The sequence below is a fragment of the Ferruginibacter sp. SUN106 genome, assembly GCF_050611765.1.
In the GTDB taxonomy this organism is placed as follows: Bacteria; Bacteroidota; Bacteroidia; order Chitinophagales; family Chitinophagaceae; genus Ferruginibacter.
In genome coordinates this window covers 1,066,338-1,085,672 of record NZ_JBODJC010000001.1, presented here as the reverse complement: position 1 = coordinate 1,085,672, position 19,335 = coordinate 1,066,338, and the positions used below count along the sequence as shown (strand labels likewise).

Genomic DNA, 19,335 nt, shown 5'->3' with positions numbered 1-19,335 from the left:
AAAAAATTATTAATTAAAATTAAAATATAATACCATCTTCAATGCTCTCGCCGGATCTTTTTCATAATCATAAAAAATATTCTTTTCTCCCATTGGGCCGGTGGTTTCATTACGTTGTGTTTTGGTACCAATACTACTGATACCCTGCATAAAAGAAATATCCCCCCAAGGAAATAAAGGTTCGTAATTATGCCATTGATCGGTTTTCCATGCCGGAGTAAACAAACGCAAAAACATATTTTCGTTTTCTGCTACCACGGTAAATTGATTATTCCTGGTAAAGAAATAACCGCCATAAAAATTGGAATAGTAACCTTTAAACTCGGGGTAGTTCCAGGGAGCTTCTCCTGTTTCAGTATTGTTGTACATTTTATTCCAAACGCCAAATTGCCCGCCTTTCATCCGGTTTTTCCAAACACGATAAGGGCCATTGCCCATGTACGTAACAGATTGTATTTCACTTTCAGGAAAAGAAAAATTAACACCTGCGAAACTGGTGAAGTATGCCGCTGGAAAATATTGCACTTCCAGTTTTACCCAACCTGATGGATAGATCGTCCACTTCAATGTATTGTAACTTTCTTTTTTATCAAATGTTGATTCGATGATATAATTATTTCCTTCCCAATGATTTTTTATTCCTTTAAAATTATTCACAGCTTCCTGTACCACCGGGCCGTTATTAAAAGGTAATGCACCTTGTTTATTGGTAACAGAAGTCAACCTCCCGTTCACTTCATTAAAAATCAATTGCACATCTTTTACATCCACATAAATTCCGGTAGTATCTACCTGTAGAATTTTTATTTTTTCTGCATCTTCTTTTACAATCATTCTTGCTCCTGTTTTTGCAGGACTACTGATTGGAAAACTCCACGTAAATAATTCCTTTTGAAATTGATCCTTTACTGTTACATACAATACATCATAATTTTTCCAATCATCTGGCATTATAATTTGTAACACGCCTTTTGCAAGTGGTTGTATATCGGGAGCAAGTGCAGTACCGTTTTTTTCTTTGAAATCTTTAACTTCAAAACGTTTTAACTTCCAGCTAAAACTGCAATTTTTAGTATTGGTAAAATAATACCTGTTCTCAATATTGAATGTGCCATCAAATGCATCTGTAATTTCTCTTCGCTCAAAATAAACCGGGCTCCATATTTCTTTAATTGCAAAGTAGCTGCCTTCCTTTTCATGATGCGGCCCAACAATACCATCTGCAGCCCTGAATTTATCCGTATCTAATGAATCATTCTTGTCATGCCTTACTACTCCCTGGTCGGCAAAATCCCAGAGAAAACCACCGGCACTTAAAGGGTTGTGCCACATTTTTTCCCAATAATCTTCCAGGCCTGCACCATGGCCGCCATCAAATTGTCCGTGTAAAAACTCTGTAGGCATTACGATCTCTCTCCCGTTCTCATAGTTACCAATGCCATAATTATATTCACGATAATGCTGTGTTTCTATGCCATTAAACAATTGCCATGGATGAACAACTGGCCTTTTCTGTACATCAAACTCCGTAAAATATTTATCCAGTTCCAGGTTATGTCCACCTTCATTTCCATTAGCCCACATAATGATGGACGGATGATTCCCATCATGGCCGATCATTTCTTTCAATAATTTTTTCCCTGTCTCCGTATCATAGTTACCATGCCATCCGGCCAATTCATCCATCACAAATAAACCGAGTGAATCACAAGCATCTAAAAAATGTTCGTCTGGTGGATAATGACTGCATCGCACTGCATTCATGTTCATGTCCTTTATCATTACCACATCTTCAATACTATTTTCTTTGCTCAAGGTTCTTCCCGTTTCCGGCCTGAATGGGCTACGGTTAACACCTTTCATTTTTACTTTAATACCATTTACATAAATGCCATCACGTTGTTTTAGTTCAACAGTTCTAAAACCAAATTTTTTCTCTACACTATGAATTATTTTCCCATTCTTATAAATTGTAAAAACTGCTTTATAAAGAACAGGCGATTCAGGAGTCCATAACCTTGCATTTTTTACTCCGCTATAAAAAACAAATTGCTTTTGAATTTTTGAAAAGACCGGCGCTTTCACAAAAAGCAGTTTCTTGCCGTCGGATGACTTAACTTCTAAACTTGCCTCATCAACATGCTCATTTGTCAAAACTTCTGCTATTACAACCCCGTCTGCTCTTGCATTTATTCTAACAGTATCAATATTGATTTCAGGCAATACTTCTAAATACACCGGACGAAAAATCCCGCCAAAAATCCAGAAGTCAGCTTTGCGTTCTGCTTCATTTACTGATTGATTGGAAGAATGTTTTGATACCGTTACTTCCAATAAATTTTTTGCATCGTAATTAAGCAATGATGTGATATCATATTTGAAAGAATAAAATGCGCCCTGGTGAACAGCGCCGGCAGATCTGCCATTTACTTTCACTTCCGCATCTGTCATCACGCCATCAAAAACCAGGTTCACTTTTTTATTTTTCCATGCAGCAGCAACATTAAACTCATATTTATACAACCCTTGTTCTTTTCCTCTCACACTATCTTTTGCAAAACCATAATCATATTTTCCAAAACCCTGTAACTCCCAGCAGGATGGCACAGCGATGGTTGTCCATTTATTCGCATTCATTCCTCCGGTGCAAAAGAATTGCCATTGCTTTGCATCGTTAGGGCCTGTGCCGGATAAATATATTTTTTCTGTAGACTGGCTTATTGCCACAAATGGCAATAACAGGTACAACAAAAAAAATATTTTTTTCCAACGATACTGCATTACTATTTAAATTTTATTGTTAAAGGGTTATCTGTTCTGAAAGGTAAAGCAGGTAATCCGTCTTTATTGTATAAATTGGAATGATTGGCTTCGTTCCAGCCAAACCTTACTGCTACCGGATGTTGTATGCTTTCAGTTGAAACCTCTACTCTGTTATTTTTAATAACTGCTTTTGCAGGAACGAATTTTCCATCTGCAGCGGCTATCGTAAAATTATTTAATGGCTGCCCGTCATTACTGGCCAGGCCGGTTCCGGTATATTTAAAATCGAGTATTATTTTGTTTCCGGCCACTTTCATTTTATCATATACCGGTCCCATGGCAACTATTGCTTTCTTAGCATAATCATTTGCCAAAGCGCAAAGCGCTAAACGTTTTCCGATTACCCATTTAAAATGCGGATGTAAATTATCAAGATCGAAATTCAAATCAGTTGTAGCAATCATTGCTGTATGTGGAATTTTTAAAGCCAATGCCTGTGCTTCCCAAAATTCAGGTTCGCTTTCTTCAGTATAACTTACTTTCCCCTTTTGTTTAGAATAAGCATACGGTGCTATCTGTACATAATAAAATGGCAATGTATTATTGTTCCATATCTTTCTCCATTGATTGATCAATGCTTTCATTTTATAAGCATACTGCAAACGTTCGCCTAAAAAACAATTGCTTTCGCCCTGGTACCATAAAAATCCTTTTAAAGCAAATGGTGCTAATGGTGCGATCATTGTTTGATAAAACTTTCCGGGCTCTCCATCTATTTTATGGGTAGAATCAGGTTGATCCCGAAAGAAAGGCAATGCTTTAAATGCTTCTTCCGGCATCCAGGGTTCTATCCTGCTACCGGGGATGGAAGACGCAATGATGCCTATGGGCACATGCAATTCTTCATACATTTTTTTTGCAAAGAAATATCCTACCGCAGAAAAAGAGCGTAATGCAGAATCTTCTGCAATATCCCAACCAGAGTGTGTGGAATCTGGTTTCATTTTTTTTCTGTCCACTAAAAAAATACGGATGCTTTTATTATGAGCTGTTTCTAATTCATTCACTGGCCAGTCTTTAATGCTATCAGGCATCGTTACCTTACTGTTCTTCCGCATGGTATATTCCATGTTTGACTGGCCGGAACACAACCATACTTCGCCCACTACAATATTTTCTAGAACAATAGTGGATGTGGGTGTTTTAATATATAATTTTCCGGGTACTGCAGAAGGTGGCATTGCATCCAGCATTATTTTCCAGCTACCATTATTATCCGCAATTATTTTTTTCTGTTGCTTACCGAATGTTACAACCACTTCATCCCCGGCTTTGGCATTTCCCCAAATGGGAACCGGTTGCTTACTTTGCAACACCATATCATTGCCAATGATTTTTGGTACTGATAACTGAGCAGATGCTTTGACAGATACCTGCAATAACATTTGCAAAAAAAATATTTTCCCGATCCTGATCATATTTACATTTTACCAATAACCTTTTTTAATGTTGTTGCTGCTGCAATTTTTTTGCCCTCACACCAAACACTCAATCCTTTTCCTTTTTTATATTTCGTTCCGGTTTTATCCCAGATGATCGTAATTATTTTTCCGTGGTACAACACATTATCCAAACAAAACCAATTCCATTTGTTAGCAGGCAACAAAGGATTTACTTCAATCACATCATCAGCTCTAGGCCTTAAACCAATCAACCCTGTAATAATTAAATCATTAAATGTAGAGTGATTGTAATAGCGGCTGCGTTCTTCGCCTTTCAACCATACGCCTGTTTTTTCATCCAGGTATTCACCGATGTACGGTTTACCATTTACATATTGCGACTTTACCAGTGTTTCTAACTGATCAAAATAATTTGTGTTGGTTACATAATGCTGTTTATAATTATTCAGCAAATTGGCCATGGCTGTTAATGTTTGTGAAGTAGCGAAGGGCCATACCGCTCCATCCCATTCGCATTTACAACAACCATGAGTACGGAATAAAGGATGGCTTCTGTCTGCAGTGGTAATGCCATAAGGCGCACAAAATGTTTTGATATCTGTAACATTCTTCCATGCAATATCCTGGCTGCTATCGGGCATGTTAAAATACCATGGAATAAAACCGATTTCTTCTTTTACATTAGCTAAAGTATCTCCCTGTTCTTTTCTCACTTCAAAAAACTGCTGCTCCTTATTCCATAATTTATTTTTAGTGAGGTATTGAATAGAATCTGCTTTGGCTATATATTTTTCTGCCAGTGCAACATCACCTGCTTCCGATGCTATTAAAGCCAGCGCCTTTGCATTGCCGTACATATAACTATTGATACTCGGCCTTGGATTTTTTTCTTTCCTTCCGCCACTGATCGTTTCTTCCATCGCATCTCTTACATCATATTGCCAGAATAATCCATTGGGTAATTTTTTCTCCTGTTCCCATGCCGCATAATCAGCTTCCAGTTCGGGTAACAGGTCAACGATAAATTTTTTATCGCCATTCACCAGATAGCGATTATAAACAGCATCTTCATTCCAGCCACTGTAAAAACGTAATTTCTTCATTGCCTTACCGTCATTACCCCTGAACCAGATGAGTAAATTATCATCCATATACTTTTTATCATGCAGCCACCTGCTTTCATATAGATGATGACCGAGTGCACTGGATATGAGGTTGTATTTGTCGGCATAAGTCCTCGGTACTAAAAACTCTGTGAATACAAACCCTTTTTCAGTTAGTTTGATATGCTTGCGCAAAGTCCACCAGCGATAATAAAATAATTCTTCAAAATTTTTCTGCGGACAATCGAATAATGGAATATTGGCTTTCATCCAATCCCACGCACTGTCATTAGGTATCGCTTGTTTTATGTTCTCATCTTCCATACTGTTGAAACGATCTACATAATGTTTGTAAGCTGCAGATTTTAACAGCAATGGTTTGTATTGATTGGTTTGTGCCGACACATTAAACGCCAAACCTATGATCAATAATATGGTACAATATTTTTTCAATGTTTCAATTTTATAGTTTGCTGCCAGCCATTATATCCTTCATTTACTTTAGCGTTGTTTGCAGAAGGCTGGCAATGTTTTTTTTCTTTATTGAGTTGTTGCAAATCTTCAATACCTGCATACACACCAGCCTGCAGCCCTGCAAGGTACGCTGCGCCCAAGGCAGATACATCAGGATTGCCGATGGTGACCACATTTTTTTGTAACAGGTCTGCCAGAAACTGAATCACAAATTCGTTTGCAGTAATACCGCCATTGGCCATCAGGGTTTGCAATTGTATGCCGGCATCTTTTTCCATTGCTACAATCACGTCTTTAACCTGGTATGGAACAGATTCCAATGCGGCCCTTACCACATGATTTTTTGTAGTACCAAAACTCATCCCGGTTAAAGAAGCTTTACGTTCCATATCCCAATGCGGCGAGCCCAATCCGCTGAAAGCAGGAATTAAATACACGCCGCCATTATCCGCAACGGCATTCGCCATTGCAGCGGTATCCTTACTATCGTTGAATAAATTCAATTCATTTTTCAACCATTCTATTGTTGCCCCGCAACTAACAATCACACCTTCCAATGCATAATCAATTCTTCCGGCTATACTCCAGCACACCGTTGTTACCATCCCGTTTTGAGATTGTACCGGTTGGTTGCCAATGTTCATTAAAATACTACAACCGGTACCCAAGGTGGCTTTGGCTGAACCTTTTTCAAAACAACCTTCGCCAAATGCGGCGGCATGCGAATCACCGACCAAGGCCGTTACAGGAATTGCAGACTGCAATAATCCATTTAATGTTGTTGCACCAAATGCTGCGGAAGATGATTTTATTTGTGGCAGGTTAATTCCAGTTAATCCTAATGCCTGAATCAATTCCTCATCCCATTGCAAAGTATGCAGGTTGAATAATAATGTTCGGGAAGCATTGGTATAATCTGTTGCAAATTCCTTTCCGTTGGTAAGTTTGTATAGTAACCAGGTATCGATGGTGCCAAAAAAAGCATTCCTATTTTGCACCGCTTCCTTTATTGTCTTATTATTTTGTACCAACCAGATCAATTTGGTTGCAGAAAAATAAGGATCAATTATCAACCCTGTTTTTTGATTGATTTTTGCAGAAAGATTTTGTTGCTTTAGTTGTTCACAAATATGTACCGAACGTTTGCATTGCCACACAATAGCATTATGCAAGGGTGTTCCGTTTTTATCCCACACCACAAATGTTTCTCTTTGGTTAGAGATACCAATGGTTACAATTTTATTTTTATCAAATCCTTTTTGTTCAAAATCATTTAAACATTTTTTTACTGCAGCCAATACGTTTTGAAATATTGTTTCGGCATCCTGTTCTACAAAGCCATTATCAAAATAATTAGTATGTAAGCTTTCTGCACCCCTGGCAATTGCAATACCTGCTTCATCGAATAGTAATGCTTTGGTAGAGCTGGTGCCCTGGTCGATTGCTAATATGTATTTTTTTATTGTCATTTATTTTTCATATTCTTACTATTCAAACTTTTCTATAACAACTGTCGTTCCTGCTGAACGACACATGCTTTTTATCTACGCTTCAATAAAAGCTGAATAAAGCATTCAAAGTACCAGAGTCCTGCCAAATCGGGATGTTCCATGCGACGCAACGATGATGCCATGAAAAACAAAAGCCCGTTCCCCAAAAATTATTCATTCTTTGCATTCATCTTATCAATAATTACCGCCAGTAAAATTACAGCTCCCTTTACCACCTGTTGCCAAAAAGGTGATACATCCAGTAACACCAACCCATTATTTAATACGCCAATAATAACGGCGCCTAACACAGTACCCCATATACTTCCCCTGCCACCACTTAACGACGTGCCACCGATGACTACTGCTGCAATAGCATCCAATTCATAACTCGTTCCTGCATTAGGCTGTGCAGAATCTAAACGGGCTGTAACAATAATGCCGCCAATAGCAGCCAATGCTCCCGCAATAGTATACACGATAATTTTTACACGATTGATATTGATACCGGAAAGTTTAGCGGCACTTTCATTACCGCCAATAGCGTAAATATAGCGGCCGGTTCTTGTTTTTTTTGTAACGATAATAGCCGCAATCACAATTAAAGCAGCGATCCAAACAGGAACAGGCAGCCCAAGAAACCAGCCTGCTCCAATAAATGTAAAAGTGTTATCAAACGAACTGATGGGATTACCTCCGGTATACAACATGGTGAGCCCTCTTGCAATAGTAAGCATGGCAAGTGTAGCCACAAAGGGCGGTACTTTAAATTTTGTAATTACAAATCCATTGAAAAAGCCAAGTACTGCTCCTGCAAAAATCCCTGCAAGGATTGCCCCCAAAATAGTAAAGCCTACAAATAAATTTATAGCCGGAAAAGAAAGTCCATGTTTTAACAGGCCGGCAGTTATAGCACCGCACAAAGCCAATAGAGAGCCCACGGACAGATCGATGCCGGCAGTAAGAATGATCAACGTCATACCAACCGCAATGCAAATATTTACTGATATCTGCCTGAACACATTTAAACCATTAGCAGCCGTGAAAAATTTATCCGACAACATCGCAAACACAATACAAAGTATTACCAATGCAATCAGTGATTGCAGTTTGCCGAAATTATTTTTATATTGTTGTACATTCATTTTAGTTAATTGCTATAGCTGCTTTAAGTACATTATCTTCTGTTGCTTCGCTGTAAGGAATCGTTGCTGTTATTTTTCCTTCCGCCATTACCAGTATGCGGTTAGATACCGTTAATATTTCTGTTAATTCAGATGAAACCATAATAATACTCATTCCTTTACTCACCAGTTCCTGCATCAGTTTATACATTTCGTTTTTCGCATTTACATCAATACCTCTTGTGGGCTCGTCGAGCAATAATATTTTCGGATTACGCTCCAGCCATTTTGCCAATACAATTTTTTGCTGATTACCCCCGCTGAGATTTTTGGTGAGCTGATTTTCAGAAGGTGTTTTAATACCTAATTGCTGAATATGCTTTCTGGCAAGTGTGGTTTCTTTTTTATCATTCAACAGGCCCATTGCTTCAACTTCCTGCAGGCAGGGCAGGCTGATATTTTTTTTCACTTCCATACCCAATACCAGGCCATCTTTTTTTCTGTCTTCCGGCAGTAACACAATACCTGCATGAATTGCATCGGCAGGTTTATTGATCGCAATTTTTTTATTATTGACAAATATATTACCGGAAGAAATTGTGGGATGTAATCCAAAAATAGTTTCTAGCAACTCTGTTCTGCCGGCACCCATTAAACCAAAAATGCCAACAATTTCTCCGCTGTTAACGGTGAAAGAAATGTTGCTGAGTTTATCTGTTCTATTTTTTTGCTTTTGACAAATATTTTCCAGTCGTAATAACTCTGTTTCGCTGGCAGTACCCATTTTTTTTTGCATAGGCTGAATTTCTCTGCCCACCATTCTTTTAATCAGCTCATCATGTGTAATAGCTGACATAATACCCGACTCAATGGTTTTACCGTCTCTTAAAACGATATACTTGTCTGCAATTTTAAACAGTTCATTTAATTTATGAGATATGTAAACGATTGCTTTATTTTCTTTTCTCAACTGATCAATTACAGTAAATAAAACATCTACTTCAGCTTCTGTAATAGCAGAAGTAGGTTCGTCCATAATGATGAGATCGGCATCCAGCAATAATGCTTTTGCAATTTCTACCATTTGCTGCTGCCCCACTTTTAAGCTGGCAATAGTTGAATCGGGTTCCACATCAAGATGCAAAGTATGCAGTAAGGCTTTCGCTTTAGTATGCATTGCCCTTTTATCCAGCAAGCCAAAGGCATTTACCAATTCCCTGCCTAAAAAAATATTTTCGGTAATGCTTAAATAAGGAATCAAGTTTAATTCCTGGTGAATGATGGCGATGCCTGCATCCTGCGCTGCTGCAGTTCCTGAAAAATTTACCGGCTTATCTTTAAAAATAATTTGCCCTTCGTAATCTGTATATACGCCAGACAAAATTTTCATCAGGGTAGATTTGCCTGCACCATTTTCTCCAATTACAGCCGTAACTTTTCCTGCATCAATTTGAAGATTGACATTTTCCAGTGCGGTAACACCGGGGAATTTTTTTGTTATGTTTTTAGTTACCAGCAAAGTAATATTAATTGTTGATTGTTATTTTTACAGGAAGTATTTCATCTTCCAATTTGCCTTCCTTTATTTCAACACAGCCAACCACTATAAGATCATCACCTGCTTTTATTTTATTTTTTACAGCCAGGACGACATCTTTTTTTACTATTTTGTTTAACTCTGTTGAAACCATATTGTAATCCATAGTGTTGATAAAGTCGCCCATTTTAATTAAGCCTGTAGCATCTCTTACTCCATTCCCAAAATAATTCCCCATATTAAACACATAACTATTAGTCCTGCTGTTTGCTACTGTTAACACTATCTTATCTTCAGTTATTTCTTTTACCCTGCCGCTAAATTTAAGTAGCACATCAGCAATATTGCTTACACCCTGCGAATGTGAATACTTACTGATTGTAATTGCTGCGCCTTTTTCAAAAAATTCTTTCTCAAAAACTTCTATTGTAGTTGCGGAGTCAATGGCTTTGCTAAACGCCCCGTTCCAAAATGAACGTGCAAAAGCCGCAGGGTCAGTGTTGTTATTTTCAACTCCGCTAGTTGGAGCATCCAGCTTTTTAAAATAAACACTATTGTAAACCAGTAAACCAGCTACAACAATCAGTACAATATATTTAACCAGTTTTTTGTTCATGAATTATTTTTTTCCAAAACCCATATATGCATCAACATTTTTTGCGGTCACTAATTCTACTGCTACCGGAATCTTTTCAGGAAAATCTCTTTTGCCTTTATAATATTCATCTGCAAATTCAGCAGCCTTCTCTGCCATAATTTTTGGAAACTGCATACCGGTTGCAGCCAGTTTATTTTCTTTAATAGATTTTATGGCATCATCTGCTCCATCAAAACCAAATACTTTTACCGTCTTATCTTTTCCTGCACCTACCAATGCCTGGTACGCACCCATTGCCATTGCATCGTTGCCACAAAATACACCGGTGATATCAGGATGTGCCTGTAACATTGATTCCATTACTTCCATACCCTTGTTGCGGTCGAAGTCGGCACTTTGCTGTGCCACCATTTTCATATCAGGATAATTATCTACCACGCTATGAAAACCAGCTGACCTTGCTTTGGTATTGTTATCTCCTGTGATACCCAACAATTCTACATAGGTTCCTTTTTTATTCAGCACGTCCACAAAATATTTTGCAATTTCCACGCTGCCCGAATACCCATCCGATAATATTTGTGAGGTAGCAATTCCCTTTGCGTTGATCTCCCTGTCGATACAAAAAACAGGCACGCCTGCCTCCTTCGCTTTTTTTACATTGGCAACGGAACCATCTGCATCTGTAGGGTTAAATAGAATGGCGCAATAATCCGACACTAAAATATTTTCAAAATTATCCGTCTCTGTAGCGGTGTTATTTTGCGAATCAAATACTTTTGTTTCGTAGCCTAATGCTTTGGCTTTTGCTTCGGCAGTTTGTGCTAAAAAAACAAACCAGGGATTGTTTAATGTAGATACTACGATCGCCATTTTTTTAGCTTTCTTTTTTTCGCCCCCGGAATTATTGCAGGCAGAGAAAATAAAAACAGAAGCGATCAATAACAAGAAAGAGAATCTTTTCATATAGTTCAATTTATTATTTTGTTTTTTTATTCTCACAGGCTTTAGCCTGATCATGGTGGGCTAAAGCCCGTTAAAACATTTTATTATTTATCCCTGGCTGAAGCCAGGGGCAAGTAATAAATACATTTTATTTTATTTCATTAATCTTTCCTTTTCAATTGCCACAGGCTTTAGCCTGTGGATCATTAGTAAATTTTCTCTGGGCTTTAGCCCACAAGTGTAACAACAATATCTGTTATCCCTTTTTCTGAAATACCATAATGCTCCATGATTTCTGTTTGCGAACCTGTTACAGTGTATTCATCAGGAATACCAACGATCTTAAATTTATTATGATGATTATTTTGCATCAGATAAGATGCGCAAGCTTCCCCTAATCCACCATACACACTATGTTCCTCTACTGTTACAATCGCTTTGCATTTTTTTGCCAGTGATTCCAGCAATGCAGTATCCAATGGTTTTATTGTATGCATACTAACCACCGTTGCATTAATATTTTGCAATTGTAATTTTCTTGCGGCTTCCAATGCAGGATATACAGTTTCGCCTGTAGCAATGATCGCCACATCATTGCCTTCACAAATCACTCTCCCTTTACCAAATTCAAATACATCATCATTAATTTCTTTCAATGGCGGCATCGGCTTTTTGCCAAAACGTAAATAAATGGGTTGATTGGTTGCAGCTGCCAACTCAATGGCTTTTTCCGTTTCAAAATTATCTGCAGGTGCTACTACCATAATATTATTGATGGCTCTTAGTGCTGCATAATCATGCAGACTATGATGTGTACTACCCAATGCCCCATAACTAACGCCAGCGCTTATACCGATTATATTTACCGGGTTATCAGAATACGCCACATCGTTTTTAATTTGTTCCAATGCTCTTGCTGTTAAAAAACAGGCCGGAGAAACCGCAAATACTTTTTTGCCGCACGATGCTAAACCTGCAGCAACACCCACTAAATTTTGTTCGGCAATGCCTACTTCCACCATCTGTTCCGGAAATTTTTGCCCGAAGGGTACCAGCTTTCCTGAACCCCGGCTATCACTGGTTACTGCCACAATATTTTTATCATCAACGGCTAAACGCTGCAATGTTGCTGAAAAAACTTCCAGGTTGGCTTTATAACTATTGGTATTTATTTGTTCTGCCATTATAATTCACTTAATGCTTTATCTAATTCCTGTTGCGATATTACGTATTCTTCGCTGGAAGGTACACCATGGTGCCACTTCAATTGATTTTCCATATAACTCACGCCTTTGCCTTTGGTGGTATGGGCAATGATCACAGAAGGTTTTCCTTTTTCAAAAGGCAAACTTTTGAAGGCACTCAATAATTCTTCCACATCATTACCATTCACTTCTTTTACGGCCCAACCAAAAGCTTCCCATTTTTTATCAAGCGGATCCGTATTGCAAACATCTTTTGTTGCGGCAGTTATCTGTAAACTATTCTTATCTACAATAGCGCACAAATTATCCAGCTTATATTGTGCTGCACTTAATGCCGCTTCCCAGTTACTGCCTTCAGGTATTTCACCATCCCCCATCAAAGTATACACTTTATACTCTTTTTGATCCATTTTTGCAGCGATTGCGGTGCCTACGCTTATTGGCAAACCATGTCCTAATGCACCGGTATTTTGCTCCACTCCTTTTACTTTTTTAGTTGGATGCCCGATATAATGCGATTTGTATTTACACAACGTATTCAGATCTTCTTCGGGGAAAAATCCTTTATCTGCCAGCACCACAAACAAAGCTTCCACACAATGGCCTTTGCTTTGTATGTATCTATCTCTATCCGGAGAAGAAAAATTTTCCGGCGTTACATGCAATACTTCATTGTACAAAACATTCAAAATATCCGTGCAGGACAAACTACCACCGGTATGCCCGGCATTCGCACCAACAATGTATTGCAGAATTTTTTTTCTGTAGCTAATTGATTTGGCTTTTAATTCTTTTATCGTCATATCGAAATCTCCTTCGGAGAATTTTTATTTTTTTGAGGCGAGCATTTGTACCTTGATCATCTGCATTGGCGTCGCACTCTTCAACTATATTTCTTTATTCAGCTTTAATTGTGTTTTGTTATGAGCACCTGTCGTCCCTACGGGACGTTGTAAAACACGAACACTACTCTTTCTACCCACCTTAAGCTCCTATGGAGCCATTTCAAAACATAATCTTCTTTCCAATCTTCACTTCAATCTTCGAGTTCCCTCTCCTCAAGGAGAGGATAGGTGAGGTGAATTTACGCATGCGTGTAAGTCTCCCAACCCAAATAATTTTCAAACGCTTCTTTCAATACCCCGGCAGTCTTACTGGCATTCATCACCACATGATGTTCAAATCCATTGCGGCATACATAATTCATCAGGCCTTGCAAATTATTTATCTGAGCTACTGCCCTGTTACCAAATGTTTTTAATGCATCATCAGTCAGTTCGCCTTCACCAATATATGCTTTGATAACACCCTTACAATCATCAGTGCTGATACGACCATAGGTTAATGGCATCGCCGGTGTACGGCCATCTAATGCACCATAAGTATTTTCTGTTCCTACACTGGTGCCTAATATCGGCGCCGTGCTAATGGTGATATCCGGTAAAAAAGATTTTGCCCAGTTGCCACAATGAAACAATACACATTTACTATCATCATCTGCATAATTATTATTCCAGTCTACTAACGCACTGGGAGAGCCACTTGCTAATTGCATTGCATACATGGTTAGCGTTCCCGTAACATCCACTTCGCAGGCGCTGGGCAGCATGTTCTCACTCATCATACTCATGCTGGTACATACATTACATCCGTAATTTTTCTGAATGGAAGTCCAGCATTGAATAGCCGTAGCATCTAAACTATTTTCCACCATAAAATCTGCCAGTACCACATCCAGCTTTGCTATCTGCACTAATTTATCCGGTGGCGTTAAACCTGTATTGGTATAAGCATGAATTTTTTCCAGCTTTGCTTTTACGCTGGCATCATCTTTGGTTAATTTATTGGCATTGCCTAAAATTTCCGACAGATCAACTGTAGTAACAGAAATTCCATTGCGCTGCAATAATTTTTCACTGTAGCGGACGGTATTAAAAGCGGTAGGCCTTGCACCCACTGCACCAATTCTCACTTTACGCAAACCATTTACCACCCGGCAAACAGCAGTAAAATTTTTTAAATCCATAATAAATGATTCATCCCTTGGGCTAACCACATGCTTTGTAGTCAAAGAATATTTTATGCCGTATTGATACAAATTATTGCATACCGAAATTTTTCCGCACCATGCATCACGACGGTTTACCACATCCATCTTTGCCAGGTCATCAGGATATCCCTGTATTAAAACCGGCACGGTTAAGCCGGATAATTTAATCGTTTCTGCCACTCCTTTTTCATCACCAAAATTCGGTAACACTACTAAAATGCCATCAATATCATCGGCGTGTTTTTTAAACAGCGCAGCGCATTTTTGTGCCTCTGCAAATGTTTCCACGCCGCCTAATTTACTATCTGCATCGCTTAGCATTACCGGCGTTATATTTAATTGCTTAAACAGATCCAGTATTTCTGTTCTTGCTTCAGCTACTAATTTATCAGGAAAAAAATCTCTGTTGCCAATGATCACACCTAATGTGCTGTTTTTGGTTGCTGCCATCTTATAATGATTTTGTTTTTAAGTAATGAATAAAATACACGGCATCTTTATCCTTTGCATTCGCATTGGGCAGATCATAATCCTGGTCTGTGGGAGTATCAGCATCAGGAAAGCGGCGTACAGCACCTGTTCTGAAAACAATTCTTTCCACACTTTCTACCGGTGCAAAACAAATATTATTGGAAGATTTGCCATTGATAGTAACCATATAAAACCTTGTTGCCGTATTCAATTCGATTTTGATGTTCAGTGTTTCACCGGCATTATATTTCGCAAGAGATTTATTTCTGTAGCCTTGTTTGGTTAAAACGTTTCCTGTTGAATCCAGCATCACCCGCAAACATGGTGTACCCTTTGCGTTCACCATTTCAATTTCTAAATCTCCGTTGTTGTTTTGTTGCGGTGTAATTGAAAATTCAACCGACACTTTTTTTGCAGCAGGAAAAATTCTTTCTGCTTTTGCATAATCAAACGGATCGCTGTCGTGCAATGCCAATAATTTTGTGTTCGCTTTCTTTTCAATAACCGTTCTGCACAAAACGGGGCTGAACAAATTCCATTCTTTTAATTCTTCACCATCCTTTTTATCATTAAAAATATCATTCACATCTGTATTTACTTTATCTCTCACCGGCACAGGAATCTCTGCGATCCAGATATCTTCTTTATTCATACTATACGTCACCCACATATTTCCGCCAGGCACCGTACCATCCATCTCCTGTATTCCACGTACATATTGCGGACCATAACTTTTATAAGCCCCACCATAACGCAAGGAGCTGATCTCTCCGTTTACCAACAATAAGTTTTTATATTTCAACCCATCATCACTTACACTTACTGCTAATGGCCAGCGAAATTCTGATGGATTATAAACAGTGGCATATTTATTATCAGAAGTTTTTTGTCCCCATATTTTGGCATTGGCATTTACAAAGCCCGGCGCTCTTAACGGTCCGTACTGCCATGTTTTTCCTTCATCTTTACTTATACTAGTCAAAGCGTATTTCCAAAGTCCCACCACATTGCCATTGGGTAAATGATAATAGTTAAAAGCTTTAAAATCTTTTTGTAAAGGGATCAACGGATCGTTACGATCAGCTTCTTCCACCATTTGCTGCATGAGTAATGGAGTAGCCAAAATTTCTTCGCAGGCTTTTACAAGGTCTTTATCTTTTGAGGTTTTATAAAATGGATACGAAGTATTCTTTTCATTGAAAGCATGATTATAACGTAGAAAATAAATCGGCCCGTAGCTACCATCTGCTTTTATTTCCCTTATCACTCTGCCAATTCCATTGCCATCATTAGGATCATCATGTTGCCCCAGCACAATTCCATAGTAGCCCAAGGCAAATAATTTTTTATTTTTAGAAGTATAAAATCCTATCCGCTGGTGCATTACCGCAAACATATTTTTGGCCGAATCTTTTTTCCCTTCTTTTACTGTGCCGTCAATTAATTTATAAGGCGGAAAAATTACAACAGGGCTATTCCAGTTGTATCCATCTTTCGAAGTTTGTAATAAAGTTCTTCCCGGCGCTACATGTTCGCCAACAGGATTACTCAGGTACTCCAGGTAAAAAGTATTGTTCCAGTAAGCCAGCATAGGTTGGTGATTGTAAGTCCAGTTGGTTGTTCCAGTATCTGCCCTGTTAACTCTTAGAGTTTGTACGTTATGTACACCAATAGCAGGAGATAATTGTCCGTGATGATAATCTATATTGGATAAAGTAGTGCCAGTGTAACGAATAGTGTCCTGTGCATTTAATAATGAACAATGAATAATAAACAATATCGTGAGTTTGATTTTCATTTACTTCTTTTAGTATTTTAATTGTCGTACTATTTTTTTACTCACTTTCAAAATTGTCCCATGCTTATGTCCATCCGGCAAACTGATCAAGCTATCCGCCTTTACAAAAGTTGTAAAATCTTTAGTAAAGGAAGCCCCATATTTTTTATTCTGGTACACGTCATAATAAATGAGATACCCATTTTTTACTTTTGCTACGGCCGGCCCTTCTGTGAATTTTTCTGTAAAGGGTTTTGAAATATTTTCCCATGGCCCCAGCGGATTATTTGCAAAGGCAACTTTAATATTTCTTTCGGGCCTTGTATTGTCTTTTAACACCAGCACATAATCTTTTACCGCTCTTTGCACAATCACTGCATCAATTACACTAAACTTTGGATCAAGGAATAATCTGGTTGCTGAAAATGTTTTAAAATCTTTTGTTGTGGTATAGTATAAACGGTGATTATTATTTTCATCTTCTATTCCCTTTTCAAAACGATTGGGTATGCAGGAAGCAAATACAATAATATATTCCTCCAGTACCTCATCATAAAATAATTCCGGTGCCCAAACATTGGCTACGGTTGGTTCGTTTTCCATCACCGGAATATATTGTTGCTGACTCCAGTGTTTTAAATCTCTTGAAGATGCATAACCAAAACCATTGCCTCCCTTCCACTCTGTTGTCCAAACCAAATGAAATGTCCCATCAGGCCCCTGCAACATTGAGGGATCTCTCATGATCTTATCTTTACCAATCAATGGTTTTAAATAAATGCTATCCGTTGCTGTCCAGTGATACCCGTCTTTACTATATAATAACCTCAACCCCTCATTTGCCGGCTCATGAAAAGATGTAAACAGGTACACTTTATTGGAGCATGATGCAAATGCTATTACAATTAATATCGTTACAATTTTTCTGGTCATTATTTTTCCAATATCAAAACCCAATCATTACCATCCCCTTTTTCTCCCGGCGGATCAAATGTTTTTTGCACTGCGTATTTATAATTCTTTATTGGTATCACCTGGCTGTCAACCGGGCTAAACCATGTTGCCTTACCCGGTTTAAAATTTAATGTAGCCAAATTTGTTTTAAATGCTCTTGCATTATAAACATAGAACAAAGCATAATTTTTTCCTTTGGTCGCCATTACCCGGTTATATTTTTCGCCATTATCAGTTACCAATGATTGATCCGGCACACGGTCGAAATAACTTTTACTCAATATCAATGTTTTCAAATATTGCATCTGTGCTGCTCCGGGCGTATTTAATTCTGTATCCCAATCTTTATTAGCACCAAAGCTCATATCCTTATTGCCTTTTCTGTAAAACTGCATTACAGAATTATTGCCATAGGTAAATCCGCAGCCGCCGGCAAATACACTCCAGTAAGCATAACGGCGAACATCAGCCGCCGTCCATCTTTTTTCTGCAGAATCATGTAAGCCATGTGGAATATTTTCGTAAGATGGTTCGCCATCAAATGTTGGCTTCAACGGTTTTAATGCATAATCATCATTTACGTAACGCCAGTTATCTTCTCCGTAATGTAATGTTTCATTGTATGCAGTGTCTTGCTCATAACTTTTATGGCCGCTTTGAAACATATTAAAATCCAGCCAGGCTTCATTATGAAACCATGCAGAAGAAGAATTTCTTCCTCTCGGATGAAAACCTATCAAATGATTCTTATCGATTGACCGGATGGTATTGCCAATGGCATTCCATTTTTCCAATGCATCGCCACCTTTTATATCACCTCCATTCAACCAGATGATATTGTTGTAATTTTTATAGCGGTTAGCCAAAAATGCTGCATAGATTTTGGCCTGCTCTACCGAAACCTGTTTGATGTTGCCACCCCACACAGGCACCAATGCCATGTAAATACCACGTTTCTCTGCTTCTTTAATTATTAAATCAACATTATCCCAATAACTGCTGCCATGCAGGCCCAGGAGATTGGGTACTGCTATATTTTTATTGATCAATGCAGAATCACCATAAACATCCGTAATGTTCAATTCATGCAATAGCATTACCTGTATCACATTAAATCCTTTTGACTTCCTGTCATCAAGATATTTAATGGCATCTTCTTTTTTACATTTTTTAAATAACAACCAGCCGGTATCCCCTAACCAAAAAAATGGTTTACCGTCTTTGGTTTGAAAATATCTTTTGTTAGCAGAAATTTTTAACGGTTGCGTTTGTGCTTCAGAAAAAATCGTTGCTAATAATAAGGCTATCGTAAAATATTTTTTCATTTTCGTTTTTTATGCCACAGAGATTCACGGAGTTTTTTCACAGAGATGCACAAAGG

Annotated in this window: 14 protein-coding genes; all 14 read right to left on the bottom strand. The window is 38.2% G+C overall.

Going from position 1 to position 19,335, the window contains the following annotated elements:
• Positions 1-9: 9 nt before the first annotated feature.
• Positions 10-2,781, bottom strand: a complete 2,772-nt coding sequence (locus tag ACQ334_RS04435) for a glycoside hydrolase family 2 TIM barrel-domain containing protein (protein WP_430986958.1) — start codon at positions 2,779-2,781, stop codon at positions 10-12.
• 2 nt (positions 2,782-2,783) lie between these two features.
• Entirely contained in the window at positions 2,784-4,241 is a 1,458-nt protein-coding gene (locus tag ACQ334_RS04430; protein ID WP_430986957.1) for a sialate O-acetylesterase, read from the bottom strand.
• Between the two features lie 2 nt (positions 4,242-4,243).
• The gene (locus ACQ334_RS04425) at positions 4,244-5,782 is read right to left on the bottom strand and encodes an MGH1-like glycoside hydrolase domain-containing protein (protein ID WP_430986956.1); all 1,539 of its coding nucleotides are present in this window, start codon (positions 5,780-5,782) and stop codon (positions 4,244-4,246) included.
• The gene (locus ACQ334_RS04420) at positions 5,779-7,272 is read right to left on the bottom strand and encodes an FGGY family carbohydrate kinase (protein WP_430986955.1); all 1,494 of its coding nucleotides are present in this window, start codon (positions 7,270-7,272) and stop codon (positions 5,779-5,781) included. Before ACQ334_RS04420 ends, ACQ334_RS04425 begins: the two co-directional genes overlap by 4 nt.
• 191 nt (positions 7,273-7,463) lie before the next feature.
• Positions 7,464-8,438, bottom strand: coding sequence for an ABC transporter permease (locus ACQ334_RS04415; protein WP_430986954.1), 975 nt, complete (start codon positions 8,436-8,438; stop codon positions 7,464-7,466).
• A 1-nt stretch (position 8,439) separates the two neighbouring features.
• Positions 8,440-9,936, bottom strand: a complete 1,497-nt coding sequence (locus tag ACQ334_RS04410; protein WP_430986953.1) for a sugar ABC transporter ATP-binding protein — start codon at positions 9,934-9,936, stop codon at positions 8,440-8,442.
• Between the two features lie 7 nt (positions 9,937-9,943).
• Positions 9,944-10,570, bottom strand: a complete 627-nt coding sequence (locus ACQ334_RS04405; RefSeq protein WP_430986952.1) for a DUF2291 family protein — start codon at positions 10,568-10,570, stop codon at positions 9,944-9,946.
• Positions 10,571-10,573: 3 nt separating this feature from the next.
• On the bottom strand, positions 10,574-11,518 hold the full coding sequence (locus ACQ334_RS04400; protein WP_430986951.1) for a D-ribose ABC transporter substrate-binding protein: 945 nt from the start codon (positions 11,516-11,518) through the stop codon (positions 10,574-10,576).
• Between the two features lie 206 nt (positions 11,519-11,724).
• A complete protein-coding gene (locus tag ACQ334_RS04395) occupies positions 11,725-12,681 on the bottom strand; it encodes a transketolase family protein (protein WP_430986950.1) in 957 nt (318 codons plus the stop codon).
• The gene (locus tag ACQ334_RS04390) at positions 12,681-13,505 is read right to left on the bottom strand and encodes a transketolase (RefSeq protein WP_430986949.1); all 825 of its coding nucleotides are present in this window, start codon (positions 13,503-13,505) and stop codon (positions 12,681-12,683) included. Before ACQ334_RS04390 ends, ACQ334_RS04395 begins: the two co-directional genes overlap by 1 nt.
• A gap of 281 nt (positions 13,506-13,786) precedes the next feature.
• Complete coding sequence (locus tag ACQ334_RS04385) at positions 13,787-15,202, bottom strand: L-fucose/L-arabinose isomerase family protein (RefSeq protein WP_430986948.1); 1,416 nt, start codon at positions 15,200-15,202, stop codon at positions 13,787-13,789.
• A 1-nt stretch (position 15,203) separates the two neighbouring features.
• On the bottom strand, positions 15,204-17,021 hold the full coding sequence (locus ACQ334_RS04380; protein ID WP_430986947.1) for a six-hairpin glycosidase: 1,818 nt from the start codon (positions 17,019-17,021) through the stop codon (positions 15,204-15,206).
• A 9-nt stretch (positions 17,022-17,030) separates the two neighbouring features.
• Positions 17,031-17,933, bottom strand: a complete 903-nt coding sequence (locus ACQ334_RS04375) for a glycoside hydrolase family 43 protein (protein WP_430986946.1) — start codon at positions 17,931-17,933, stop codon at positions 17,031-17,033.
• Positions 17,933-19,279, bottom strand: a complete 1,347-nt coding sequence (locus ACQ334_RS04370; protein ID WP_430986945.1) for a glycoside hydrolase family 140 protein — start codon at positions 19,277-19,279, stop codon at positions 17,933-17,935. The genes ACQ334_RS04375 and ACQ334_RS04370 overlap by 1 nt, the downstream gene beginning before the upstream one ends.
• Positions 19,280-19,335 lie beyond the last annotated feature (56 nt).